General features: G+C 46.3%; 24 protein-coding genes, 2 tRNA genes and 1 pseudogene. 4 read left to right on the forward strand and 23 right to left on the reverse strand.

Annotated elements, in window-relative coordinates:
- The first annotated feature begins 13 nt into the window (after window positions 1–13).
- A complete protein-coding gene (cysE, locus tag DCO17_RS05805) occupies window positions 14–772 on the forward strand; it encodes a serine O-acetyltransferase (protein WP_173955817.1) in 759 nt (252 codons plus the stop codon).
- Here cysE and DCO17_RS05810 read toward each other — a convergent pair whose 3' ends face one another.
- A complete protein-coding gene (locus DCO17_RS05810) occupies window positions 773–1,399 on the reverse strand; it encodes an FKBP-type peptidyl-prolyl cis-trans isomerase (protein ID WP_173955818.1) in 627 nt (208 codons plus the stop codon).
- 83 nt (window positions 1,400–1,482) lie between these two features.
- Between DCO17_RS05810 and DCO17_RS05815 the strand changes: the two genes are divergently transcribed.
- Complete coding sequence (locus DCO17_RS05815; RefSeq protein WP_173955819.1) at window positions 1,483–2,730, forward strand: cupin domain-containing protein; 1,248 nt, start codon at window positions 1,483–1,485, stop codon at window positions 2,728–2,730.
- 98 nt (window positions 2,731–2,828) lie between these two features.
- Window positions 2,829–3,017 carry a hypothetical protein gene (locus tag DCO17_RS05820; protein WP_173955820.1) on the forward strand — a complete coding sequence of 63 codons (189 nt, stop codon included), beginning with the start codon at window positions 2,829–2,831 and terminating at the stop codon, window positions 3,015–3,017.
- A gap of 52 nt (window positions 3,018–3,069) precedes the next feature.
- Here the strand turns inward: DCO17_RS05820 and bamC are convergent, their stop codons facing one another.
- The 9 genes from bamC to DCO17_RS05865 all read right to left on the reverse strand — a co-directional run bounded on the left by bamC (window position 3,070) and on the right by DCO17_RS05865 (window position 14,482).
- Window positions 3,070–4,218 (reverse strand): NlpB/DapX family lipoprotein, encoded by a 1,149-nt coding sequence (bamC, locus tag DCO17_RS05825; protein ID WP_173955821.1) that lies wholly within the window; start codon window positions 4,216–4,218, stop codon window positions 3,070–3,072.
- A complete protein-coding gene (dapA, locus tag DCO17_RS05830; protein WP_173956726.1) occupies window positions 4,215–5,087 on the reverse strand; it encodes a 4-hydroxy-tetrahydrodipicolinate synthase in 873 nt (290 codons plus the stop codon). Before dapA ends, bamC begins: the two co-directional genes overlap by 4 nt.
- A gap of 110 nt (window positions 5,088–5,197) precedes the next feature.
- Window positions 5,198–5,728 carry a class I SAM-dependent methyltransferase gene (locus DCO17_RS05835; RefSeq protein WP_254598719.1) on the reverse strand — a complete coding sequence of 177 codons (531 nt, stop codon included), beginning with the start codon at window positions 5,726–5,728 and terminating at the stop codon, window positions 5,198–5,200.
- A 9-nt stretch (window positions 5,729–5,737) separates the two neighbouring features.
- Window positions 5,738–6,940 (reverse strand): tryptophan--tRNA ligase, encoded by a 1,203-nt coding sequence (locus tag DCO17_RS05840; RefSeq protein WP_173955822.1) that lies wholly within the window; start codon window positions 6,938–6,940, stop codon window positions 5,738–5,740.
- Between the two features lie 30 nt (window positions 6,941–6,970).
- Window positions 6,971–7,819, reverse strand: a complete 849-nt coding sequence (locus tag DCO17_RS05845) for a 3',5'-nucleoside bisphosphate phosphatase (protein WP_173955823.1) — start codon at window positions 7,817–7,819, stop codon at window positions 6,971–6,973.
- Between the two features lie 9 nt (window positions 7,820–7,828).
- Window positions 7,829–8,932 (reverse strand): cell division protein ZapE, encoded by a 1,104-nt coding sequence (gene zapE / locus DCO17_RS05850; protein ID WP_173955824.1) that lies wholly within the window; start codon window positions 8,930–8,932, stop codon window positions 7,829–7,831.
- Complete coding sequence (lpdA, locus tag DCO17_RS05855; protein ID WP_173955825.1) at window positions 8,933–10,369, reverse strand: dihydrolipoyl dehydrogenase; 1,437 nt, start codon at window positions 10,367–10,369, stop codon at window positions 8,933–8,935.
- Window positions 10,370–10,381: 12 nt separating this feature from the next.
- Entirely contained in the window at window positions 10,382–11,578 is a 1,197-nt protein-coding gene (odhB, locus tag DCO17_RS05860) for a 2-oxoglutarate dehydrogenase complex dihydrolipoyllysine-residue succinyltransferase (protein WP_173955826.1), read from the reverse strand.
- Window positions 11,579–11,626: 48 nt separating this feature from the next.
- Window positions 11,627–14,482, reverse strand: coding sequence for a 2-oxoglutarate dehydrogenase E1 component (locus DCO17_RS05865; RefSeq protein WP_173955827.1), 2,856 nt, complete (start codon window positions 14,480–14,482; stop codon window positions 11,627–11,629).
- 301 nt (window positions 14,483–14,783) lie between these two features.
- Here DCO17_RS05865 and DCO17_RS05870 point away from each other — a divergent pair, with 301 nt between their 5' ends.
- Window positions 14,784–15,482, forward strand: coding sequence for a helix-turn-helix domain-containing protein (locus DCO17_RS05870; protein ID WP_173955828.1), 699 nt, complete (start codon window positions 14,784–14,786; stop codon window positions 15,480–15,482).
- 61 nt (window positions 15,483–15,543) lie between these two features.
- Here the strand turns inward: DCO17_RS05870 and DCO17_RS05875 are convergent, their stop codons facing one another.
- The 13 genes and pseudogenes from DCO17_RS05875 to DCO17_RS05935 all read right to left on the reverse strand — a co-directional run bounded on the left by DCO17_RS05875 (window position 15,544) and on the right by DCO17_RS05935 (window position 26,304).
- Window positions 15,544–15,828, reverse strand: coding sequence for an H-NS histone family protein (locus DCO17_RS05875; protein WP_173955829.1), 285 nt, complete (start codon window positions 15,826–15,828; stop codon window positions 15,544–15,546).
- A gap of 216 nt (window positions 15,829–16,044) precedes the next feature.
- Complete coding sequence (locus DCO17_RS05880) at window positions 16,045–16,464, reverse strand: PaaI family thioesterase (protein WP_173955830.1); 420 nt, start codon at window positions 16,462–16,464, stop codon at window positions 16,045–16,047.
- 28 nt (window positions 16,465–16,492) lie between these two features.
- Window positions 16,493–16,569: transfer RNA gene (locus DCO17_RS05885), tRNA-Pro, on the reverse strand.
- Between the two features lie 25 nt (window positions 16,570–16,594).
- The gene (locus DCO17_RS05890; RefSeq protein ID WP_173955831.1) at window positions 16,595–16,945 is read right to left on the reverse strand and encodes a MerR family transcriptional regulator; all 351 of its coding nucleotides are present in this window, start codon (window positions 16,943–16,945) and stop codon (window positions 16,595–16,597) included.
- Window positions 16,923–17,273: pseudogene (locus DCO17_RS05895) on the reverse strand (integration host factor subunit alpha); the annotation flags it as partial. The pseudogene DCO17_RS05895 and the gene DCO17_RS05890, both read right to left, overlap by 23 nt.
- Before the next feature lie 32 nt (window positions 17,274–17,305).
- Complete coding sequence (gene pheT, locus DCO17_RS05900; protein WP_173955833.1) at window positions 17,306–19,762, reverse strand: phenylalanine--tRNA ligase subunit beta; 2,457 nt, start codon at window positions 19,760–19,762, stop codon at window positions 17,306–17,308.
- 16 nt (window positions 19,763–19,778) lie between these two features.
- Window positions 19,779–20,825: a phenylalanine--tRNA ligase subunit alpha gene (gene pheS, locus DCO17_RS05905; protein WP_173955834.1), complete on the reverse strand. Its 1,047-nt coding sequence runs from the start codon at window positions 20,823–20,825 to the stop codon at window positions 19,779–19,781.
- Between the two features lie 29 nt (window positions 20,826–20,854).
- Window positions 20,855–21,220: a 50S ribosomal protein L20 gene (rplT, locus tag DCO17_RS05910; RefSeq protein WP_068948443.1), complete on the reverse strand. Its 366-nt coding sequence runs from the start codon at window positions 21,218–21,220 to the stop codon at window positions 20,855–20,857.
- Between the two features lie 25 nt (window positions 21,221–21,245).
- On the reverse strand, window positions 21,246–21,443 hold the full coding sequence (gene rpmI / locus DCO17_RS05915) for a 50S ribosomal protein L35 (RefSeq protein WP_173955835.1): 198 nt from the start codon (window positions 21,441–21,443) through the stop codon (window positions 21,246–21,248).
- Window positions 21,444–21,590: 147 nt separating this feature from the next.
- The gene (gene infC / locus DCO17_RS05920) at window positions 21,591–22,124 is read right to left on the reverse strand and encodes a translation initiation factor IF-3 (protein ID WP_437342819.1); all 534 of its coding nucleotides are present in this window, start codon (window positions 22,122–22,124) and stop codon (window positions 21,591–21,593) included.
- A 33-nt stretch (window positions 22,125–22,157) separates the two neighbouring features.
- Window positions 22,158–24,080, reverse strand: a complete 1,923-nt coding sequence (gene thrS / locus DCO17_RS05925) for a threonine--tRNA ligase (protein ID WP_173955836.1) — start codon at window positions 24,078–24,080, stop codon at window positions 22,158–22,160.
- A gap of 101 nt (window positions 24,081–24,181) precedes the next feature.
- Window positions 24,182–24,258: transfer RNA gene (locus DCO17_RS05930), tRNA-Val, on the reverse strand.
- Between the two features lie 18 nt (window positions 24,259–24,276).
- Window positions 24,277–26,304, reverse strand: coding sequence for a RelA/SpoT family protein (locus DCO17_RS05935; protein ID WP_173955837.1), 2,028 nt, complete (start codon window positions 26,302–26,304; stop codon window positions 24,277–24,279).
- Window positions 26,305–26,306: the final 2 nt, after the last annotated feature.

Genomic DNA, 26,306 nt, shown 5'->3' on the forward strand with positions numbered 1-26,306 from the left:
TTAAAATCAAGCTATGTTTAATTCAATCTTCGACCAAGTCGACTCCATCATTGTTCGGGATCCGGCAGCAAGAAACCGCCTTGAGGTGATTACTTGCTACCCAGGTTTGCATGCCGTGTGGTTGCATCGTGTCTCACATTTTTTTTGGAATCTTGGCTTAAAGTGGATTGCGCGATTTCTATCAATGTTCTCCAGACTAATTACTGGCATTGAAATCCATCCTGGCGCAAGGATTGGTCGTCGCGTATTTTTAGATCATGGCCTGGGAATCGTGATTGGCGAGACTACTGAAATTGGTGATGACTGCACAATTTATCAAGGCGTCACCTTAGGTGGCACATCTCTTTATAAAGGCGCAAAGCGTCACCCTACCTTAGGCAAAGGTGTCGTTGTTAGTGCTGGCGCTAAAGTCCTTGGTGGTTTTACAGTTGGAGATGGTGCACGTATTGGTTCCAATGCAGTTGTTCTTAAAGAAATTCCAGCTGGTGCAACTGCAGTTGGTATTCCCGCGCGCATTCTGCATCCAGATTTGCCGCAAAGCGCTGATAGCAAAACCAAAGAATATTTTTCCGCTTATGGTGTTACACCAAACGTGGATGACCCTGTATCTATGGCCCTCAAAGGCTTAATTGATGCAACAATTGAACAAGAGGCGAAGATCGCTCAACTAGAAAAGGCATTAGCTAAGATCAGCAATACGCCCACTGATGTTGGCTCCAATACTGATACAAAACGGGATCTTGGCGCCATAAAAGAATGGCTTAAAGAATAATTAGTGAAGCGTTCTTGAGGTGTGACCCTGCAAGCCAAGAGCCTTCTCTAAAAACTCTTCCTCATCATCATCTTCAGCATCATTAGGCATGCCAAATGTGAAGTTCTCGCCACCCTCTGGATGTCGGTTTTCAATTTCATCTTCTGTGGCAGCCCGAACGTCTTCGACCTGAACCCAAAAACGTAGAGCCATTCCAGCCAATGGATGATTGCCATCCAACACCACTTGATTATCCGCAACATCGGTAACGGTATAAATCAAAGGTTCCGCATCGGCATCGTCTTCCTCTTCTGCGCTTGCAACTTGAGCGGCATCATCAGACTCAGAATCAGCATCTGGAACTCCTTCAAACTGCATTCCTACTTCTAGCGGCTCAGGGAAACGTGCGCGCGGCTCAATCTTGAGCAACTCTGGGTCATACTCACCAAAAGCCTCATTAGGCTCTAACTGAATCGTGGCTTCGTAGCCAATATCTTGCCCATCGACCAACGCCTCAATTTTTGGAAAAGTGCCCTCATAACCCCCATGCAGATAGATCATTGGGGAATCTGGCTCTTCAATCACATTGTTTTGTGCATCGGTGAGCTTATAACGTAGGGATACGATCGTATTTTTTTGAATCTTCATGCGCAAATTGTCGTACATTTATTTTTAATGATTTACTGCTGCTTTACACTGACTTTTCCAGTCAGTCTTTTCGCCCTTAACTTATGAGTTCATTTTACTTGAGCAAGCCCTATCAGCCACCTCTAGCCCCTAAAAACCTGCCTATTAGCGAGCCGTGGGCCTTATTTGGCGGAATTAACCCTAAGCGCTTTATGAAGGACTACTGGCAAAAGAAACCGCTATTAGTTAGGGGTGCAATTCCCGCATTCTCTCTTGCCTCTCAAAACGGTGACCCTCCTTTAGTGAGTCCTATTTCTTATGAAGAGTTGGTTGAGCTGTCAGGCTACGACGATGTTGAGAGTCGATTAATCCAATCTCAACCATGGCGCTTTCAGCATGGGCCATTTCAAAAGAAAGTTGTTCCGAGCTTAAAGAAGTCCGACTGGACTCTACTCTTACAAGGAATGGAGACGCATCATCCTGCGGCAGCAAATATTCTTTCCTGGTTTCGTTTTATCCCTGATGCGCGCCTTGATGACCTCATGATTAGCATTGCTGGTATTGGCGGTGGCGTTGGGCCACATTTTGATTCGTATGATGTGTTCTTAATTCAGATGTCTGGACGCAGACAATGGCGCATCTCTCAGCAAAAGGATTTAAACCTCAATCCAAAATTACCACTAAAAATTTTGCAGAACTTTAACTGCGAACAGGAGTGGATTCTGGAGCCAGGCGACATGCTCTATCTACCCCCTCACATTGCCCATGACGGAATTGCATTAGATGCAGGCTGCCAAACTTGGTCTGTTGGGTTTCGTTCTCCTAGCTTCAAAGAGTTATTGCAAGAAGGCCTTTGGCGCCTTGCCGAATCCCTCGAGGATGCTCCAGAATTGGAAGAAAAATTTACAGACCCCAAGCAGGCAGCAACTGAGAATGCTGAGCAACTCCCCAAAGAACTTATAAAGCAATTGTCTTCTCAGATACAAAAACTTAAGCTGCACCAAATAGATGCATTTCTGCCGGGGGTTGCAGCCTATTTATCAGAGCCAAAACAGCAGGCATTTTTTGATAGCCCCATTAAGCCCCTAAATCCAAATGCCTTTCTAAAAAATCTAGCCCAAAGGCAGCTAAGACCAAGCCCTCAGACTCGGATCCTAAGCCTTGGGAAAAAGGTTTTCTGCAACGGTGAGGAGGTAAGCAAAAACCAAACCGCCATGATTATCGCGGCCTGGAACACCCTTTCTGCAAACAAATATTTGCAGATTTCCAGTCTACGGAAGGTCCAAGAATCAAGCCTTTATGAGGCCTATCTTGCTGGGTGGCTAATTTTCGACATTCAAACGAAGAGGTAGATATAATATATGCAGGAAATTACCTAGGGAATTGCCCTTGGTTTATCCAACAACAATTATCGATAATTGATGTCTAATTTTTTAAGAGGAAATTACAAATGAAGAAGTCACTACTATTAGCTGCCATGTTAGCTATCGCTTTAGCCGCTTGCGGTAAAAAAGAAGAAGCAAAGCCTGCTGAAGCTCCTGCTGCTCCTGCTGCCGAAGCTCCTGCTGCTGCTCCTGCTGCTGATGCTGCTAAGGATGCTGCTCCTGCTGCCGCTCCAGCTGCTGACGCTAAGAAGTAATCTTCTTCTTAAATAAAAAGCCGCTCTAGAGCGGCTTTTTTTATTATCCAAATTATTTGGTTAGCTGATCGGTCAAGATCGTTAGCAACTGAATTCCCGCAGGGGTATTTTCAGGCTTCCCATCAGCATCCTGAACATAAACATTCGCTGAATTTTCACCAGTGCTCTTAACTACAACCTGATATTTCTTAGCCTGTAATTTTGAGTCGTCTTTACTACTAAAAAGGTTGGCGAAGAAACCTTTTGAATCGCCAACATCCTTAGCATTAACGTAGCGAACAAAGTAAATACCTTCAGATCGATTACGATCTTCTACCGTAAAGTTCGATCGATCCAAGGCTAGACCAACGTCACGCCAAGATCGCTCAAAGCTATTGCTTAACTCTATATAACTCTTGTTATTGCCATCTTGAATCAACTTAGCTTTAGGCATCTTTGATCCCAAGGGAGCTGAAACCATTGCCTTGGCTTGCTCTTGTGTCATTCCTAAACGCTCCATCAGACGGGCTAAAAAAGCCGCTTCTAATTCGGGGTCGTTAGGTCTTGATGTCCAAATTGTTGAATTACAAGCAGTCGTTGTGGCGTCAGTCACACACTTCTCAATAGCGCCACGCTGAGTTATATAAATCTCAGTCTCGCCAGGTTTAGTCACCTCTAAACGAGTCTTATACTTATCACGCTCACCGGTGTCATAAATTGAATCAAGAGCGCCACCAATTGTGGATCTAATCCAGTCTTGTGCAATCTTGGCGCGGTTCTCCGCCCAATCAGTTTCCATAATCCCTGTGGATGGGGAATCAACTACCAATAAGAATCCATTTTCTTGCCAAAAATCTTTTACTTGTGGATACAGTTCGCTAGCTGGCTTTTCAACCACCAACCAACGACGCTCACCATCTTTGGCAATGCGCATACCTGGAATGCCAGTCATCACGTTGCTACGCATCTGAGCAGATTTCTTTACTGCCGCATTGTATTCAGACATCGTAGCAGTGCCATCCTGAACGATATAGCGACGATCCGCTTGAGCGGTAATCAAGTCTGGCGGATAGGATAAATTAGGTCCGCGAACTGCGCCTGAACTCTTGTAGTCAACAGTATCGTTAGTGGTAACCGATTTACACGAACTCAAGACCAAAACCAAAGCTAGCAATGCCAGGATTGAAGTCAATAGGCGGGACAAGGAAAATACATTCTTCATAGTAAATTGGCCTGTTTTAGTGCTGCCTTCAAAGGCTCTCTTAATGCGTTACTTAAGGGGGTTAAAGGCAAGCGAATGCCTGCAGTAATCTTGCCCATCTCATGAAGAGCCCACTTCACCGGAATTGGGTTTGCTTCAGTGAACATAGCTTTATGAACGGCAATGAGTTGATACTGAATCTCACGAGTGCGCCTCACATCATCGGACATTGCTGCAACGCATAGTTCATGCATCAAACGAGGTGCAACGTTTGCGGTAACTGAAATATTTCCTTTGCCACCCATTAACATGAGCATGGCTGCAGTGAGGTCATCCCCTGAAAATACAGAAAAATCACTGTGGCCAGCGTGCTTGAGGGCTTCAATTAATAGTGTCCCGCGCTCCAAACTACCAGTTGCATCCTTGATACCAATGATGCCTGGTACACCAGCCAAACGAACAACAGTATCGCCAGCCAAATCCGCAACGGTGCGGCCAGGAACGTTGTACAAAATAACTGGCAATTCAACAGATTCCGCAATTTTTTTGAAGTGGGCATACATGCCCTCTTGTGTCGGCTTGTTGTAATACGGCACCACTTGAAGGCTCGCATCAGCGCCAACCTTCTTAGCAAATTTAGTAAGCTCAATTGCCTCAGCAGTAGAATTGCCACCCGTACCAGCTATCACTGGAATACGACCTGCAACATGATCTACGGTTACACGAATCAACTCACAATGCTCTTCAACAGAAACCGTGGGAGATTCACCACTTGTGCCGACAATCACAATGCCGTCAGAGCCCTCTGCTACATGCCAATCCAATAATGACTTAAGGCCATCAAAGTCGAGACTGCCATCTTCAAACATTGGCGTCACGATGGCAGGCATGCTGCCAGAAATGGTCTTTTTACTACCTTTGGATTGAGCTGTATTTGTCACCGAATGTATACCGATTCTTAGCTGTCTTAACCTTGAAATTGTAACGGAATGCGCGCTTTTTACCCTTCTTTTACAGCGCAAAGGCGTTGAATCATGGCTGGTTTAGGCTCGCCCTGGTAAATATCCTCGTAGGCGAGGACTTTAAGGCCATGGCATCGAGCTAACTCTAGTAACTCCCCAGTTTTTAGCAGGAAATTAGGGTTAGACGGCTTTCCAAATTGCTCATTTCCTTGAGCAAAGGTTTCATAGATCAAAACCCCATTCTTCTCTAACATTTCCGGCAACCGATCCAAGTGGGGTCTATAGAGGTAATTGGTCACCACAATGCCGCTAAATCTGTCATTTCTCAGTGGCCAAGCATTCTCCTCCAAATTGAGTGCTTTTGGGCATATGAGGGGGTTGACAGCTTTTTCAATCTCACCGATATCTTGGTCAACGGCCAATACTGAGTGGCCCATCTCTGCCAACAGAAATGAGTGGCGCCCTCCTCCACAAGCGAGATCTAAAACGGTGCCCGTTTTTGGAATCTGAGAAGCAAAACGCCTCACCCAAGGTGAAGCGCTTTCTACAGCTACATGAGTAATCGTCACAATTCCTCATTAGTCGTAAGCCAGACCCATGGCTTCTCGAACTTCCCTCATGGTTTCTTGAGCAACCTTACGTGCTTTATCGCAACCATCAGCAATGATCGATCTGAGCAAGCTTGGGTCGTCTAAATATTTTTGTGCGCGCTCAAACATCGGCTGCTGTTCTGCCAGAATCGCATCGATAACGGGTTGCTTGCATTCCAAGCAACCAATGCCCGCAGACTTACACCCCTTATCAACCCACTGCTTAATTTCTTCATTGGAATAAACCGTGTGCAACTGCCACACCGGGCAACGAGCAGGATCACCCGCGTCAGTTCTACGAACACGCGCAGGATCAGTTGGCATCGTCCGAATCTTTTTGATTACATCCTCTGGTTGCTCACGAACACTAATCGTATTGCCATACGACTTGGACATTTTTTGACCATCTATACCCGGCATACGAGACGCTGTTGTCAAAAGGGCCTGTGGCTCGGGAAGAATAATTTTGCGTGCGCCTTCCAAGAAACCAAAAAGTCGTTCGCGATCTGCCATCGATAAACTTTGCGATTCCTGTAGCAATGCTTTTGCTTGTTCCAATGCCTCTTCATCACCACGCTCTTGAAACGCAACTCGCAACTCTAAGTACATTTTGGCGCGTTTGCTACCGAGTTTCTTAGCGGCCTCGAGCGCCTTCTCCTCAAAGCCAGGCTCGCGGCCATAGAGGTAGTTAAAGCGACGCGCAACTTCACGAGTCATCTCAACGTGCGGAACTTGATCCTCGCCCACTGGAACATGTTGTGCACGATAAATCAAAATATCTGCCGCCTGCAGCAAGGGGTAACCCAAAAATCCATAGGTCTGCAGGTCTTTTTCCTTAAGCTTCTCAATTTGATCCTTGTAGGTCGGAACACGTTCTAACCAACCCAAAGGCGTGCCCATCGAGAGCAGCAAAAATAACTCTGCGTGCTCAGGCACTTTGCTCTGAATAAACAAGGTGGCTTGGTTTGGATCTACGCCCGCCGCCAACCAATCAATCACCATATCCCAGACGGATTGCTCGATAACTTCTGGAGATTCGTAATGCGTAGTTAATGCGTGCCAATCAGCGACAAAGAAAAAACATGGGTATTCAGATTGCAACCTAACCCAGTTTTTTAATACTCCGTGGTAATGCCCAAGGTGCAAATTACCCGTAGGTCGCATGCCAGAGAGAACGCGTTCAGCAAACATTGTTTTTCTTTATCGTTAGTGTGAAATAAATTAATGGAATACCGACCAAACAGGGGTCAGATGATCCGGCAAATGTGGCAAAGTACCCAGGTCAATGTGACTTTCACCTGGATCATGAAAATCAGATCCGCGAGAGGCTAAAAAGCCGTACTTTTGCGCAATCTTTCCATAAATGGTGTATTGGCCTGGGGTATGACTGCCTGTAATGACTTCGATACCAAGTCCGCCGATTTCCTTAAAGTGCTCATAAAGCTCACTCATCTGCAGAGCACTTAGGTTATATCTTCCGGGGTGGGCGATAACCGCCACACCACCGGCGGCCTTAATCCAAGCCACCGCATCATCCAAAGTTGCCCACTGATGCGGAACAAATCCCGGCTTATTCTCAACCAAATATTTTTTAAACACTTCTTCCGTATCGCGACAGGCGCCCTGCTCCACCAAATATCTTGCAAAGTGCGTTCTAGAGATGAGTTCAGGATTACCCGCAAAATGCAGAGCCCCCTCATAGGCGCCTGGTATACCCGCTTTTAATAACTGTTCAGCCATCAACTTTGCGCGGTCACCACGTCCACCACGAGTGCGACGCAAGCCCTCAACAATCCCTAAATGATTCGCATCAATACCAAGACCCACGATGTGAATGGTTTGCCCTGCCCAAGTAACTGAAATTTCTACGCCAGATACGTAATCAATATTGAGTGATTTTGCAGCTTCACGAGCACGCTGCTGACCACCCAGCTCATCATGATCCGTAAGCGCCCATAAGTCGACGCCATTAGCCTTAGCGCGCTCAGCCAAAGCCTCGGGCGTTAGAGTGCCATCAGAAACCACAGAGTGGCAATGGAGGTCGGCATTTAGGGTAGAAAAACTGCTCATACCCTCATTTTAGGTCAAGCTGGTATCGATGACACGGCGCGGCGCATCCAGATAGTCTCGGGACTGCATCTCAATCAGGCGGGAGACCGTTCTGGAGAATTCAGCGGTGATTTGGCCTTCTGTATACAAATCCGTTGCAGGCACCTCAGCAGATATGATCAACTTGATTTTATGGTCATACAAAACGTCAATTAACCAGATAAATCGACGTGCTTCATTGGTCATTTTGGGAGGCATATATGGAACCCCAGACAAGATGACCGTATGAAATTGATTGGCGATTTCTAAATAATCATTCTGAGAACGCGGGCCACAACATAGGGTCTGGAAATCGAACCACACGACACCATCCACCATATGCAATGGTCGCAGTTCACGAGACTCAATATGTAAGACGGGATTGCGCACCTCTTTTTGATTACCAATCAGTGTTTGGAACATCTGCCCTAAAGTAGCTTGGGTTTCAGCATTCACAGGAGTGAGATAGGCCTCCACTTGCGCCATCTGAACCTGGCGATAATCATTTCCAGCATCCACATTCAGAACATCCAGTTTTTCTTCAAGCAACTTAATTGCCGGAATCAAGCGATCGCGATGTAAGCCGTTAGGATAAAGTTGATCGGGTCTGTAATTAGAGGTCATCACAAACTGCACGCGATCAGCAAATAATGCATTGAGTAAGCGATACAGAATCATCGCATCAGCAATGTCATTAATATGGAACTCATCAAAGCAAATCAAACGGTACCGTTTGGCGATACGCTTAGAAAGCTCATCTAAAGGATCCGATAAACCCGAGAGTTCATGTAATTCACGGTGCACTTCTCGCATAAATTCATGGAAATGAATACGAATCTTTTTTTCCAAGGGAGAGGCAGCATAAAAACAGTCCATTAAGAAAGACTTGCCACGCCCTACTCCACCCCAAAGGTATAAGCCTCTTGGGAGAGTTGGTTTAAATAATTTCTTTTTGAGATTGTTGCTACGGATTTCCTTATAGGCAATCCATTCATCTTCGCATTTTTGCAAACGCTCAACAGCACGAAGCTGCGCGGGATCACTTTGATACCCGCGCGCTTTTAACTCCTGCTGGTAAAACTCAATGGTTTTCAATTACATATTTAGTGCGCGTTGATCTGTCGCCAATGCTGCTTCGCGTACCACCTCCGACAAGCTTGGATGTGGATGACAGATGCGTGCAATATCTTCAGCTGCCGCCTTGAACTCCATTGCAACCGCTGCTTCAGCAATTAAGTCTGAGGCATTTGGTCCAATGATGTGAACACCAAGAATTTCATCGGTTTTCGCATCAGCCAATACTTTGACAAAACCATCGGAGCGACCCATACCCAAAGCACGACCGTTAGCCATAAATGGGAACTGACCAGCCTTATAGGCAATACCAGCTTCTTTAAGGGCCTGTTCTGTTTTACCAACCCAAGCGATTTCTGGATCGGTATAGATTACCCAAGGAATGCAGTTGTAATCAATATGTGGTTTCTGACCAGCAATCACCTCAGCAGCCAAGACACCCTCGTCTTCCGCTTTGTGAGCCAACATTGGTCCGCGAACTACGTCACCTACGGCATATACGCCGGCCGCAGTTGTTGCGCAAGTATGGTCATCAATTGGAATAAAGCCGCGCTCATCTACTTTGAGACCAATCTTATCCAGGCCCAATTTGTCGGTATTTGGTACGCGACCAACTGAAACGATTAAGCGATCACATTCCAATTTGGCAGCTTTACCAGCGCTGTCGGTGTAATTAACTACCACACCTTTTTTGTCCGCTTTCACATCACCAATCTTTACGCCCATGTTGATGTTCAAGCCCTGCTTAGTGAAAAGCTTTTGAGCTTCTTTAGCAATGCTGACATCGCAAGCAGCCAAGAATGAAGGCAATGCTTCGAGCACAGTGACTTCAGAGCCAAGACGACGCCAAACGGAGCCGAGCTCAAGCCCAATAACGCCTGCACCAATTACACCCAATTTCTTAGGTACTGATTCAAACTTCAATGCACCTTCGTTGTCGCAAATTAATACGTTATCTACTGGCAAGCCTGGTAAATGACGCGCTTTAGAACCAGTCGCAATAATGACGTTTTTTGCAGTAACTGTTTCTTTATCTTTCCCATCAATCTTGACTTGATATCCGTCAGCGCCCTTACCTTCAAATGAAGCATGACCCTTTAACAAAGTAATTTTGTTTTTGCGGAACAAGAATTGAATGCCACCAGTCATTTTGGTGACGATGTCATCTTTGCGTTGAACCATCTTTTTAGAATCAATGCTGACAGAGCCAACCTTGATGCCATGGTCTGCAGCGTGATGACCAATCTTCTCGAACTCTTCAGATGAGGCTAATAAAGCCTTAGAGGGAATACAGCCGACATTCAAGCAGGTACCACCTAAGCGTGGCTCACCCTTTGGATCATCATAGGCATTGGATTCAGCACAGGCAACCTTGAAGCCTAATTGCGCCGCACGAATAGCAGCGATGTAGCCACCAGGGCCACCGCCGATTACTAGTACATCAAAAGCTTGACTCATGATTCCCCCTTCTTACAAATCAAGGAGGAGACGTGAAGGATCTTCTAACGCATCCTTCATAGCAACCAAGCCAAGTACTGCCTCGCGACCATCAATGATGCGGTGGTCATAAGACAAAGCGAGATAGTTAATTGGACGAACAACTACTTGTCCATTTTCAACTACTGCACGATCCTTAGTCGCATGGATACCCAAGATTGCAGACTGTGGAGGATTAATAATTGGGGTAGAGAGCATAGAGCCGAACACACCACCGTTAGAGATGGAGAATGTACCGCCAGTCAACTCTTCAATCGATAACTTACCTTCGCGTGCTTTCACACCAAATTCAGCAATCTTCTTCTCGATATCAGCCAAGTTCATTTGATCAACATCACGCAAGATTGGCACTACTAAGCCGCGTGGTGAGCTAACAGCGATACCAATATCAAAGTAGCCGTGGTAAACGATGTCGTTACCATCAACAGACGCATTCAGTAATGGGAATTTCTTCAGTGCATGTGTAGCTGCTTTAACGAAGAAAGACATGAAGCCGAGTTTTACGCCATGAGTCTTTTCAAATTGATCTTTGTATTTATTACGTAATGCAATTACTGGGCCCATATTGACTTCATTGAATGTAGTCAAAATCGCATTGTTTGCTTGTGACTCGAGCAAACGCTCTGCAATACGAGCACGCAAGCGGCTCATTGGCACACGCTCTTCAGGACGATCACCTGTTGGGATTGGTGCACTTGGCAATGCAGCGGATTTAGCGCCGCCAGCAGAAGCATTTAACGCATCGCCCTTAGTGATACGACCATCACGACCTGAACCAGCAACCTGACCTGCATCCACATTCTTTTCAGCAAGAATTTTTGCTGCTGAAGGAGAAGCGACTGCGCCAGTAGCCTTAGCGGGAGCAGCTGCTTTTGCAGGTGCCGCAGCTGGGGCTGCTGCTGCAGCGGCTGGGGCAGCTGATGCAACAGCGGTGCTATCAATCTTTGCAATCAACTGATCAGCTACAACTGTGCCACCATCAGCAACTACGATTTCTGTCAATACGCCAGCTGACGGTGCAGGCACTTCGAGAACAACTTTATCTGTTTCGATTTCGATCAAAATTTCATCTTGACCGACTGCGTCACCGACCTTCTTTTTCCATTGCAACAATGTTGCTTCAGCAACTGACTCGGAGAGTTGTGGAACTTTAACTTCGAAAATAGCCATGATTAATCCTGTTTATCTGTATGTATATGAGTATTGGTTTGCGATTGATTATTTGGTAATCACATAACCCTTTAATTTGGCAAATGCCGCGTTGAGAAGAGACTTCTGCTGCTCTTGGTGCAAATGGGCATATCCACAAGCAGGAGAAGCAGATGCAGGACGTCCCGCATATGCCAACTTCATACCATCAGACATGTTTTCCAAAATGTTGTGTTGTACAAAGAACCACGCGCCTTGGTTTTGTGGCTCATCCTGACACCAAACAACCTCTTCCAACTTTGGATACTTCTTCAACTCGGAAGCCAAAGCCTTGTGCGGGAATGGATACAACTGTTCAACACGAATAATCGCAACATCAGTCGCTTTCTTTTCAGCGCGCTGTTTAACTAAGTCGTAATACACCTTGCCAGAACAAGCGACTAAACGAGTTACTTGTTTGGCGTCGATTGTTTCATCACGCTCGCCGATTACCGTCTGGAAACCACCCTTCGTAAATTCAGAGAGTGGAGACGCAGCATCTTTATTACGCAATAAGGATTTTGGTGTAAACAAAATCAGTGGCTTGCGGAACTGACGAATCATTTGACGACGCAGCACATGGAAAATTTGTGATGCGGTTGTCGGCTGAATAACCTGCATATTAGTATCGGCACATAACTGCATAAAGCGCTCTAAACGTGCAGATGAGTGCTCTGGACCTTGACCTTCGTAACCATGCGGCAACATCATGACCAAGCCGTTTGCACGACCCCACTTCACTTCGCCTGAAGCGATGAACTGGTCAATCACAACCTGCGCACCGTTTGCAAAGTCACCGAACTGAGCTTCCCAAATGGTTAAGGTATTTGGCTCTGCCGCTGCATAACCGTATTCAAAACCAAGAACCGCCTCTTCAGAAAGAATGGAGTCAATCACCACAAATGGTGCCTGGTCTTTAGTTACATGCTGCAAGGCTACATAGGTACCGGTATCCCATTTCTCACGATTTTGATCATGAAGAACTGCATGACGGTGGGTAAATGTGCCACGACCGCTATCCTCACCAGACAAGCGAACTGGATAGCCGCTAGCAACAAGCGAGGCAAAAGCCATGTGCTCACCCATACCCCAGTCAACATTAATTTCACCACGACCCATTGCCGCACGATCGTTATAAACCTTCGCGACTAATGGATGGGCTTTAAAGTTTTCTGGAACAGTCGAAATCTTCTCAGATAAGCGCTTCCATTCTGTTAAAGGGATAGCAGTATCAGCTTCGTCCGTCCATTTCTTACCGAGGAATGGCGCCCAATCCACAGCAAACTTACCTTTGAAGTTACTGAGAACTGGATCAGATGTCTGCTTACCTTCATCCATGGCGGCGCGGTACTCTTTGACCATCAAATCGCCAGTACCAGCAGGCAATACACCCTGAGCCTCTAACTTGTCTGCGTATAGCTTACGTGTACCAGGGTGTGCGGCAATAATTTTGTACATCAAAGGCTGTGTCATTGCGGGCGTATCTTGCTCGTTGTGACCCAACTTACGGAAACAAATGATGTCGATTGCTACATCTTTATGAAACTTGGTGCGGAACTCAACAGCCAACTTGGTTGCCAGCACTACAGCCTCTGGATCATCACCATTTACGTGCAATACAGGGGCATCAACAATCTTCATGATGTCTGTACAGTACAAACTAGAACGCAAATCGCGTGGATCAGATGTAGTGAATCCAATCTGGTTATTAATCACGATGTGAACCGTGCCACCAGTAGAATAACCACGAACCTCGGACATTGCCAAAGTTTCTTGCATTACACCCTGACCCGCAATCGCAGCATCACCGTGCACCAGAACTGGCATCACCTGCTCACCCAACATATCACCACGACGCTCCATACGGGCACGTGCTGAACCTTCAACTACTGGGTTAACGATCTCAAGGTGAGATGGATTAAATGCTAGCGACAAATGAACTGGGCCGCCCGGAGTAGAAATATCGCTCGAGAAACCTTGGTGATACTTCACGTCACCAGCAGGCAATGTCTCAGGACCTTTGTGCTCGAACTCAGCAAACAAATCTTTAGGCATCTTGCCCAAGGTGTTCACCAAAACGTTAAGACGACCACGGTGAGCCATGCCAATCACAATCTCTTGCACACCCTTACTACCAGAATCACGAATTAACTCGTCCATACAGGCGATAAAGCTTTCGCCACCCTCTAGAGAGAAGCGCTTTTGACCAACATATTTAGCTTGGAGATAACGCTCTAGGCCCTCGGCTGCTGTAAGGCGATCCAAGATTTGACGCTTCTCTTCTACATTAAAGCGCGCAGTGGAACGAATTGATTCCAACTTCTCTTGCCACCACTTCTTAATTTTTTGATCGGCAATAAACATGAACTCGGCGCCAATCGTGCCGCAGTAAGTCTCGCGCAATGCTTGCAGCAAATCGCGCAAGGACATTTCTGACTTACCAAAGAATGTATTGCTTGTATTGAAGACGATATCCATATCGCCATCAGTAAAGCCATAGAAAGCGGGATCTAACTCAGGAATATCCTGGCGCTCTGTCCGCTTCAATGGATCAATATTGGCCCAGCGATTACCGACGTTTCGATACGCCGCAATTAATTGCTGAACCGCAACGCGTTTACGTCCCAACTCGGAATCAGCAGAATCCGAAATCGTTCTAATCGGACCTTGTTTAGCGCGCTCAGCAAATGAGGCAACAATAGGTCCGTGAGCAATATCGGTTCGCGATGAACCATCGACTGCTGGAACTTGTTTCACGTTATCAAAATAGTCTCGCCAGTGATCCGCTACAGAAGCGGGATCGTGCAAGTAAGATTCGTAGAGTTCTTCTACGTAGGGGGCGTTTCCGCCGAAGAGATAGGAATTATCTCTTTGGTCCTGCATCATGATGCTCACCTTTCATCGGGTTTCCCGAATAAAAACTGTGGTTATAACCATCCGTTACACGGCTGTACCGCTTCACGAATTGCTCTGTGCAAATACTGGTACTACGACAGTAATTTAACACGAGTGACCATACGTATATAAAGGGCTTTCCCTGATTTCATGGGATTTGGGGGTATATCCCTATAAAGAGAAACTGAATAAGAAATTTCCTACCGCTCTTTCAATATATACGGACAGATTCCAACGAAATTCGTTTTTATTCTCTAAATCTTCAAATGAATTAATGAAATCAAGGGAGAATATGAAAGCAATTACGCCAGAAATGGAATATCTAAGCACTAGACAAAGCGCCAAAGTATTGCAAGTTTCACTGGGAACCGTACAAAAAATGGTTGAATTAGGTGAATTAATCGCCTGGAAGACCCGCGGCGGACATAGGCGCATATTGGCAAGCTCCTTGGAGCAGCAATTACAAAGGCGCAAACGGGCTATGCGCCAGAAAAGCACCCAACATTGCGTTGCCATGGGAATCTTTCGCCGAACTGAAAATAGCGTGGCGCTTTTGGAGGCTATTCAAGACTGGCAACTCAAAGTCGAAATGGAGGTTGCAGTAGACAGCCTAGAAGGCCTAATGAAGGCGGTATCCATTGCACCCGATCTAATCTTTCTAGATGCACTGATTCCTCCTGTAGAGCAAGTTCATTTGATACATTATTTGAGCAAAAACAAGGACACACAGCGCATTCCTATACTGGTAGATGAAGGTTTTATTAAGCTGCATCCAGGAGTGGTCACCCTAGCTGATGAAAACGCTGGGACTCGATCTAGCGTTCCGGAGGAACTCAAAGAAGAGTTGGAAAATGGCTTAATTGAGCTTAATCCATTAATTATTGGCTACCCAGCCACTGACCCAGAAATGGATGCGGCACTTAACCCTGATAACCGACATGAATTGCTCGAACCCCTCTTTTTGGAGGCCCTATCGAGGAAGTGCTTTTAAGGAGTCCAATAAAAAAGGCCACAGATGTGGCCTTTTTGAATAACTGAATTAAATCAACAAGTTAGATAAGGTAATTGCTACGATCTCTACCCTCTATCCATTTAGGAGCCTTGCCACGACCGGTCCAGGTTTCACCGGTTGAGGGGTTACGATATTTTGGAGCCACCTTACCACCTGCGCTTTTGCCACCCGCCTTACGACTAAATAGGTCTGAAGCTGACAAGCCATACTGCTCAATAATGAGCTTAGCCTTAGCAATTCCATCCGCTTTTTCACGGGCAATCGCCTCTTTAATCTGCTTATCTAATTGCTCGCGCTGAGCCAATAGTTCTTTGTACGAAGACATTTATGGGTTTCTCCAGATAATAAGTTATAGAAATACGCATTAATCTTGAAATACGGTATTTCAAGTAAATATTATATATAGAAAAAAGAATATGGGTAAATATTAAGAAAAATGAGGCATTAACCTATATTTATCATGGGTTTATGTTTATCAATAATAATCAAATAAACATAATGATGATAAATAATATTATTAATTAAACTATAAAAGAATAAATTAACGCCTTAAAACAAAGGTGCCACTTGCCTTGGCGGTAATCTCCCCCGCCTCATTTAAAGCTACCGCTTCACAATAGTTAATCGACTTTCCCGCCTTCAGAAGCCTACCCTCCACCGTGATCTTGCCAAGACTTGGACGCAGGAAACTGGTTGTCATATCGATAGTGATGGCACCCAACTGATGATTTGAGGCAGTTCGGGCTGCTGCGCCCATGGCGAAATCCAACAAAGTCATAACCAAACCCCCGTGAGCCACATGGAAACTATTGGTGTGTTCTGCTTGCGCCACGTAACTGATTCGTGCCATTCCATTTTCCGCAAATTCCGGGATCACTCCCAAATAATGCAAAAACGGAATATCCAATCCAAAATAATTGGTTCGTTGATTGGATGAGGTCTTAGTGTTAGATGTAGTCATACTCACTGGGTTAACGCAATTTATTTGATGGTCGGGGCGAGAGGATTTGAACCTCCGACCACTTGCACCCCATGCAAGTACGCTACCAGGCTGCGCTACGCCCCGACGAAAGACGAAATTGTATCAGCAACTACTTGGATAGAATTTGCAAGACCGCAAGCAATTCATCGCGCAAACGAAGCTCTCCGCGAGCTTCTTCAAGACGATTTCTAGCGCCAGAAATCGTAAAACCCTCTTCATAAAGCAAGGCGCGAATTTTACGAATCAAAACCACTTCGTGATGCTGATAGTAACGGCGGTTACCACGACGCTTTTGCGGACTTAACTGAGAAAACTCTTGCTCCCAATATCGCAAGACATGCGAGCGAACGCCACAAAGATCGGCTACTTCACCAATTGTGAAATATCGCTTTGATGGTATGGGGGGAAGTTGAGAGCTCGGTAGCGCCGAGCTAGCATCAAACTCGGTTTTCTCGAGCATGTGACTCCACTACATCTTTGAGCTTTTGACTTGCATGAAATGTCACCACACGTCTAGCAGCTATTGGAATCATCTGCCCTGTCTTTGGATTTCGGCCAGGACGAGCCGATTTATTGCGCAACTGAAAATTTCCGAAACCAGAAATCTTCACTTCCGTACCGGACTCAAGTGATTGGCCAATACGATCAAAAAAAGCATCGATCATATCCTTGGCTTCACGCTTATTGAGACCAACTTGATCAAAGAGCGCTTCAGAAAGCTCATTTTTCGTTACGGTATCGCTAGAATTTAATTCACTCATCGTCGGATTCTTTTCTGAAGTATCTCTGTATTTTTATTAGGTGTTTCGTAATAGTAAACCTAGCGCAGACGAGCCGCACATTTTTTCTCAACGGCACCTAGCAAAGCGCTCATTACAGCATCAATTTGAGCATCTTGCAAAGTTTCCGCAGGATTTAACAGGGTTACTCGGAATGCCAAGCTTTTTTCATCATCGGCCATATTGCTAGATCCTGCTTTTGGCTTAAATTCATCAAACAGCTCAATGGCACATACAAAATTTTGTTTGCTAGCCGCCATTGCATCCAACAGGGATTGAGCGGATACACCCTGCTTCACTACCAAGGCCAAATCACGTTGCACTGCAGGAAACTTACTTAATTCTTGAGGGACAGGCAAACCTAACTCACTAATTGGCTCTAGATTTAATTCAAATAATACTGGGGCTTGTGGCAATTCATAAGCCTGTTGTAGACCTGGATGCAATTCACCAATCCAACCAATATCAATACGACTCTTAAGTCCAGTCAAGAAAACTTTTGCGCTGCGGCCAGGATGTAATGCGGGATGTTTTGCAGCTTCAGTCACGATGCGCAAAGGATCAAGAACTCGCTCGAGATCGCCTTTGACATCAAAGAAATCTACTGCTCTTGTGGCAGCAGCCCATTGTTCCGGTACAAATGCACCATAAGCAATACCGCCTACTTTTTGCGGTTGTGAAAAACCAGCAACCTTACCCGCCGCCTCTTGAATACTACAATCTCGCTTAAATACGCGTCCCGTTTCAAATAAACGAACACGCCCGGCCCCACGGTTTAAGTTTGATTTAAGGTTTGACAACAAACCACCCCATAAGGTGCTGCGCATGACCCCATACTGATTGGCGATTGGATTTAGAACTGCAATCACATCCTTATCGGTAGCACCCGTTAATCGCTGTTCGCTCTCTAGGTCAGTGAATCCAAAATTCACAGCCTCTTGGTAGCCTTGCAACGCTAAACGTTGACGCAGCAAATGTATGCCGCGTTTCGCCTCATCCTGGGCACTCATCTTGAGTGAGGCAACGGGAGGCTGATCAGGGATATTTTCAAAGCCGTACAAGCGTGCGACCTCTTCAATCAAGTCTTCTTCAATCTCGATATCAAAGCGATAGCTTGGCGGGATAACAATAAATGCATCACCCTCTTGCTTGAACTCAAAACCAAGACGTTTAAATACATCCGCAACAATTTCTTTTGTTAACGGAATGCCAATCACTTTTTCCGCTCTAGCCAAGCGCATTTTGACTGGCTTACGCTCAGGTACATTCAGAATCTGATCGTCGACAGGACCTGCTTGGCCGCCACAAACTTCGATAATTAATGCAGAAAGATATTCAAGGCAATTGACGGTATTTTGTGGATCGACGCCACGCTCAAATCGATGCGCCGCATCCGTACTGAAATTAAATCGACGAGCACGACCCTGAATAGCTGACGGGAGCCAATAAGCTGCCTCTACATAAACATTTTTAGTGTCATCACTTACAGCGCAATGATTGCCACCCATGATGCCAGCAAGTGCAACTGGTCCATTTTGATCCGCCACCACTCCCGCATCCTGAAGTTTTCCGGCTGAATCAGGACCCTGCAAAGTCACTGTTTGCTCATTTAATAGCTCAAGTATCTCACCTGTTTTAGCCCAACGAACAGTGATATCACCCTCTAGCCTGTCGATATCAAATATATGGGTTGGCTGACCCATTTCTAGCATGACGTAGTTTGATAAATCCACTAAAGCAGAAATGCTTCTCTGACCAGCACGCGATAAACGCTTCACAATCCAATTGGGTGTTTCTGCTTGAGGATTTACACCGCGAATGACGCGTCCAGCAAAGCGACCGCAAAGCTCTTTGTTTTCTACGGCTACTTTGCGCTTCTCATCAATTGCAGCTGCAGGCGCATTCCATTTAGGGGCACATAAGGCCGCACCAGTAATAGCTGATACTTCTCTAGCCACTCCAAGCAATGAAAGGCAGTCTGCTTTATTTGGGGTTAACTTGATAACAAAAATTTGGTCATCTAAGTCGAGGTATTTTCGAATATCTTCACCAACCGGAGCATCCGCAGGTAATTCCAAAATGCCTTCATGATCATCACCTAAACCAAGCTCACGGCCTGAGCACAACATTCCTTGACTCTCAACGCCACGGAGCTTGCCCACCTTAATTACAAAGGGCTTGCCACCAGCTTCTGCTGGAGGCAGTTCAGCACCAACCATGGCACATGGAATCTTGATACCAGCACGTGCATTTGGTGCGCCACAAACAATTTGCAATTCTTGGCCTGTGCCAGCATCTACTTTGCAAACACGCAAACGGTCCGCATCAGGATGTTGCTCAGCCGAGAGAATTTTCGCGATAACGACCTTGTTAAATGCTGGAGCAACAGAGTGCTGCTCTTCCACCTCAAGGCCCGCCATTGTTAACGCATGACCCAAGGCATCGCTATCAAGCGATGGATTTACATACTGACGAAGCCAAGATTCTGAAAATTGCATGAGGTATGTTGTTCGCTTAAGCAGGGAACTGCGCTAAGAAACGCAAATCATTTTCAAAGAAGAGACGAAGATCATCAACGCCATAACGCAACATGGTTAAGCGCTCAAGACCCGATCCAAAAGCAAATCCTGTGTAACGCTCTGGGTCGATGCCCATATTACGCAATACATTTGGGTGAACCTGCCCCGCTCCAGAAATTTCTAACCAACGGCCAGCTAACTTGCCGCTACCAAAGGCCATATCGATTTCTGCGGATGGCTCTGTAAATGGGAAATAGGACGGACGGAAGCGTACTTGCAACTCGTTCGTTTCAAAGAAGGTTCTCAAGAAATCGGTATAGACGCCTTTGAGATCGGCGAATGAAACACTCTCTGCGATCCACAAACCTTCTACCTGATGGAACATTGGTGAGTGAGTTGCATCACTATCAACGCGATATGTTCTTCCAGGCGCAATCACCTTAATCGGCGGCATTACATCTGCATTGGCATACTTTTTGACATGCTCACTGGCGTAACGAACCTGAATTGGGCTGGTATGCGTGCGCAACAGCAGAGGTTTCTCTAGAGAATCTTTGCCATCAATATAAAAGGTATCCTGCATTGAACGAGCAGGATGATTTTCTGGGCTGTTGAGTGCCGTGAAATTAAACCAATCCGTTTCAATTTCAGGACCATCAGCCACATCAAAACCAATGGAGCGGAAGATTTCTTCTACGCGCTCCCAAGTACGCATCACTGGATGCAGACTACCAACTGCTTGACCCCGCCCTGGTAAGGACACATCAATGGATTCAGCAGCAAGGCGCTGTTGCAATACGGCATCAGCCAAAGCTTGGCGACGCTCTTGTAATGCAGTCTCTACTTGAGTTTTGATTTGATTAATTTGGGCGCCAGCACTCTTGCGCTCCTCAGGCGACATTGCACCAAGCGCTTTTAAACGCTCAGTGAGAACACCTGATTTACCGAGATACCTGGCTTTCGCGTCCTCAAGAGCCGCCGAATCGGCAGCTCCAGAGAAATCACGTTTGGCATCCTCGACAATTTGGTCGAGAGAAACCATTGCAGCTTAGTTTGCTTAGAAACTAAGAATTAAGCTGCAGCGTTTACTACGGATTTGATCCGAGTAACCAAAGCAGCGAAAGCCGCTTTGTCAGCAATGGCCATATCAGAAAGCACTTTGCGGTCGAGCTCAATCGCAGCTTTCTTCATACCATTCATGAATACGCTATAGGTCATGTTGTGCTCACGCACTGCCGCATTGATACGGGCAATCCACAAAGCGCGGAATACACGTTTCTTGTTGCGACGGTCACGATATGCATATTGACCAGCACGCATAACCGCTTGCTTAGCAATACGGAAAACGTTTTTACGACGACCGCGGTAACCTGTTGCGGCATCGGTAATTTTCTTATGACGGGCTCTTGCTGTAACCCCACGTTTGACTCTTGGCATTGAATTCTCCTAATCTAGTCTGAGGTTAAGCGTATGGAAGCATGGAGCGAATTGACTTGATGTCAGATTTCGCAACTTCGGCGGAACCACGCAAATGACGCTTGTTCTTTGTGGTCTTCTTGGTGAGGATGTGGCGTTTGAAAGCCTGACCTCGTTTGATCGATCCGCCTGCGCGAACCGTGAAGCGCTTTTTGGCGCTACTCTTGCTCTTCATCTTGGGCATAAAGCACCCCTTCTTCTACTTGTGCAACATAGGTGGTAACCGACGGTTACTCTTCCTGTACCCAGAAGCACTTCTTAACTGCCAGCGCCTTCGTTATTCACTCAGAACGCCTCCCTACATAAGAACCAGGCCTTATTAAATCCCTAGTTACTTAGCCTTGCGAACGGGGGCCAATACCATCACCATCTGACGACCCTCCATCTTTGGAAACTGTTCAACTTGGCCGTACTCTTGTAGGTCCAACTTCAAACGTTCCAACATTCTTGCTCCGATTTCTTGGTGAGCCATTTCTCGACCACGAAAACGTAACGTAATTTTTGTCTTATCGCCATCCTCTAAAAAGCGGATCAGATTGCGTAGCTTCACACCATAGTCACCATCATCAGTACCAGGGCGGAATTTAACCTCCTTCACCTGAATTACTTTTTGCTTCAGCTTAGCTTCATGCTGACGCTTGGCTTCTTGGTATTTGAATTTGCCAAAGTCCATGATGCGGACTACAGGTGGAACAGCTGTTGGAGCAATTTCAACCAAATCGGTATCTTTCTCTTCTGCTGCAGCCAAGGCTTCACTCAACTTAACTACACCGATGGGCTCCCCATCGATTCCAATCAAACGCACTTCAGGAGCAGTAATTTCCCGATTAATGCGTTGCAATTTTTCAGTAGCGATCTTCTTAATTCCTTTAAAAAAACAATAAATACCGTTCTAACCCTAGCTAGGCTCGGGTCCGACTTTCTGGGAAATATCCTGCTGGAGTCGGGCAACGAAGGCATCAATAGGCATTACACCCAAATCCACTCCGCCACGGGCACGAACGGCCACCGAATTACTTTCTGATTCCTTATCCCCTACAACGAGTAAAAATGGGATCTTCTGTAATGCGTGCTCGCGTATTTTATACGTAATTTTCTCGTTCCGCAAATCCGCCTCGACTCTAAACCCTTGTTTTTTCAGGATTTGCTGGACTTGTTGTGCATATGCAGCAGAATTTCCTGAGATATTAAGAACCACAGCCTGGGTCGGAGCCAGCCAAACTGGCATGTTTCCAGCATGATTTTCGATCAAAATGCCGATAAAACGCTCCAAAGAGCCCACAATTGCCCTGTGGAGCATTACTGGAGTCTTGCGGCTATTATCTTCTGCCACATATTCCGCCCCTAAACGGGCTGGCATTGAGAAATCAACCTGAATCGTGCCGCACTGCCAAGTACGCCCAATCGAGTCTTTGAGGTGATATTCAATCTTAGGGCCATAAAAAGCGCCCTCGCCTGGCAGTTCTTCCCACTCCTGCCCAGATGCCTTTAGCGCCCCGCGGAGAGCCTCTTCGGCTTTATCCCAAATCGCATCATCGCCAACACGCTTGGCTGGACGCAAGGCCAACTTAACAGCGACTTCAGTAAAGCCAAAATCTTGATAAACAGCGCGTACCGCTTTATCGAAGTCCGCCACTTCAGACTGAATTTGATCCTCAGTACAGAAAATGTGTCCATCATCTTGAGTAAAGCCACGTACACGCATCAAACCATGAAGCGCTCCTGATGGTTCATTGCGATGGCACTGACCAAACTCACCAAAACGTAAAGGCAGCTCGCGATAACTATGCAAACCAGAGTTATAAATTTGTACATGGCCTGGACAGTTCATCGGCTTTAATGCATAAGCACGATTTTCCGACTCTGTCGTAAACATATTTTCTTTATAGTTTTCCCAGTGGCCAGACTTTTCCCATAGCGCGCGATCCAAAATTTGTGGGGCTTTTACTTCTTGGTAGCCCTCTTGCTGATACACGCGACGCATGTATTGCTCAACTTCTTGCCAGATCGACCAACCTTTTGGATGCCAGAAAATTAAACCTGGCGCCTCTTCCTGGAAATGGAATAAATCTAATTGCTTACCTAAGCGGCGATGATCACGTTTTTCAGACTCTTCGAGCATATGCAAGTAAGCGTCTTGATCTTCTTTGCGTAACCAAGCAGTTCCATAAATACGCTGAAGCATCTCATTCTTGCTATCGCCGCGCCAGTAGGCACCAGCAAGCTTCATGAGCTTAAATACCTTTAACTTACCAGTAGAAGGTACGTGTGGACCGCGGCACAAATCAGTGAACTTACCTTCTGCATAGAGTGAAACATCCTCACCCTGTGGAATGCTGGCAATAATTTCAGCTTTGTAATGCTCGCCCTGATCTTTGAAAAACTTCACCGCTTCATCACGAGGCAACACATTACGAACTACTGGCTCATCTTTTTTGGCCAGCTCAACCATCTTCTTTTCTAACGCGACTAAATCATCAGGCGTGAATGGACGGTGATATGAGAAGTCGTAGTAAAAACCATTCTCGACGACAGGACCAATGGTTACCTGCGCCTCTGGAAATAATTCTTTAACAGCGTATGCGAGCAAGTGCGCAGTTGAGTGACGCACAATCTCTAAGGCTTCTGGGCTCTTATCAGTAATGATGGCGAGTTGACTATCTTTGTCGATCACAAAACTGGTATCCACCATCTTGCCATCAACGATTCCGCCCAAGGCGGCTTTTGCTAGACCACTACCGATACTTTGAGCCACATCCGCCACGCGAACTGGGGCCTCAAACTCTCGTTTTGATCCATCTGGCAGAGTAACTACTGGCATGACAACTCCATCTTCTTAACTAAACTCCAGTTTCACTTCACTGACCTAAAAAGAAAGCGCGGGAGCTTGTGGGCAACCGCGCATCTTGGGTCATTATTCGTTGGTAGGCTCGATTGGACTCGAACCAACGACCCCCACCATGTCAAGGTGGTGCTCTAACCAGCTGAGCTACGAGCCTATACAGCCCTAGAGTTTATCACCGGCGACGTACTTGCGTGACCCCTTTAAGCTCTTCCAGGCTATTCTGAACCACTCTGAGCACCTCAGAGTCTTTGACTTCTACAGTCAAAAGGATCTGGGCCAAGCCCTTTTTTGCGGATTTCCGCAAATCGATCACATGCACTCCCTGGCGAGTCAGTATTTCAAATAACTCTCGCATCAGTTCAGGGCGATCCAGTCCTGAAACCAGCAAATCCGCCGGAAAGACACGTTTTTGATCTGCCTTGGCATCCGCATCAACGGCTGAAGCTGTCCAGGCCGTTTGAATCACCCTCTCAGGCGCTCTATCAAATAAACCCCTAAATGTTTTGCATGAGCGACGATGAATCGAGACACCTCTACCTTGCGTAACAAATCCCGCAATCGCATCTGGAGGCACGGGGCGGCAACATCTTGCCAACTGCGTTAACAAAGAGTCTACGCCCACCACTAAAACATCGCCACCTTGTCCTGACTTGCGACTGCTGTGGCGAAGAATAATTTCAGGCGTAATTGATTTTGCTTCTGTTGATGAATCTGTTTTTGCTTCGGTTGCTTTTGAAGCCGGTGTGGCATCTACATCGTCTAAAGCATTAAACCAAGCACGTACCCGCTGACGAGCCCGCTGAGAACCAATGTAATGCTTATCAGGACTAATCCAATCACGCGAAGGACCGCCATCTTTTACGGCGATGATCTCAATGGTTTGGCCATTCTTAAGAGCGGTCTCTAGGGGCACCATGGCACCATCAACACGAGCACCACGACAACGGTGACCTAGATTTGTATGAACCGCATATGCAAAATCAATTGGCGTTGATCCCTTCTCTAATGAGATCACTTTCCCCAATGGCGTTAACACGTATATGTGGTTATCAATTTCATGATGCTTGAGTTGATCCCACGCATCCTCTTTCCAAGAGATAAGCTGTCTTGCCCATGCGATCTGACGCTCATAAGCGACTTCTGCACTATGCGTTCCTGGCTGATGAGTGATAAGCGGTTTATTGCCTTGAGCCGCCTTAGTCTGATTTGGTGGAGTTGCCATACCAATATAGGCGCCTTCTTTATAGCGCCAATGAGCAGCCAAACCATACTCAGCCTGTTGGTGCATTTCATGAGTGCGCACTTGAATCTCGAATGCAGTGCCATCCTCATTCATCACTACAGTATGAAGCGATTGATATCCATTTGGCTTAGGGCGCGCAATGTAATCATCGAACTCTCGCGGTACTGGCTGCCAGATGTTGTGCACAATACCCAAAACGGCATAGCAAGTTTTTATATCCTCTACCAACACCCGAAACGCGCGCACGTCATACAAGTTTGCAAAGTCCAATGACTTGCCTTGCATTTTTTTCCAAATACTGTAGATATGTTTTGGTCTACCGAACACCTCTCCTGCGATTTGCGCAGCGTTTAATTCTTCCTGTAGCTGCTGGACAATCTTTTCAATAAAGACCTGGCGCTCTATGCGTTTCGCATCCAGCATCTTGGCGATATCGCGATAGGTATCCGGAGAAAGCGCCCTAAAGGCAAGATCCTCCATCTCCCACTTCATCTGCCAAATGCCCAAACGATTTGCCAAGGATGCGTCGATATCCAAGATCTCTTGCGCCCATGGCGCGGGAACTGAAATCTTTTCTTTAGCAACCCAACGTAATGTCTGCAGACGTGAAGCGAGATAAATCAGCACTACCCGAAGATCATCACCAAATGCCAAGAGCATCTTGCGCAACATCTCTTCTTGACCTGAAACGCTAAGACCTCCATCTTCACGCACCAACTTTGCTTGAGCCTGACGAAGTCCGCGATAGCCAATCAATAGCCTTGCAGACTCCTCGCCGATTAACTTAACGAGAGCTTCTTTATTATGAGTGCGGGCGATGTTGTTAGCAGCAACCAAAGTGGCTTGATCCAAATTAAGCCCTTGCAATATTTGTGAGACACCCAAAGCATGGGCTTGAGATGGCTCGCCGTACCATGCATCTACAAAAATGGCGGGTTTGCTGGGAGTATTTGCCATAG

Origin of the sequence: Polynucleobacter tropicus (assembly GCF_013307225.1) — a bacterium.
Classification (GTDB): Bacteria; Pseudomonadota; Gammaproteobacteria; order Burkholderiales; family Burkholderiaceae; genus Polynucleobacter; species Polynucleobacter tropicus.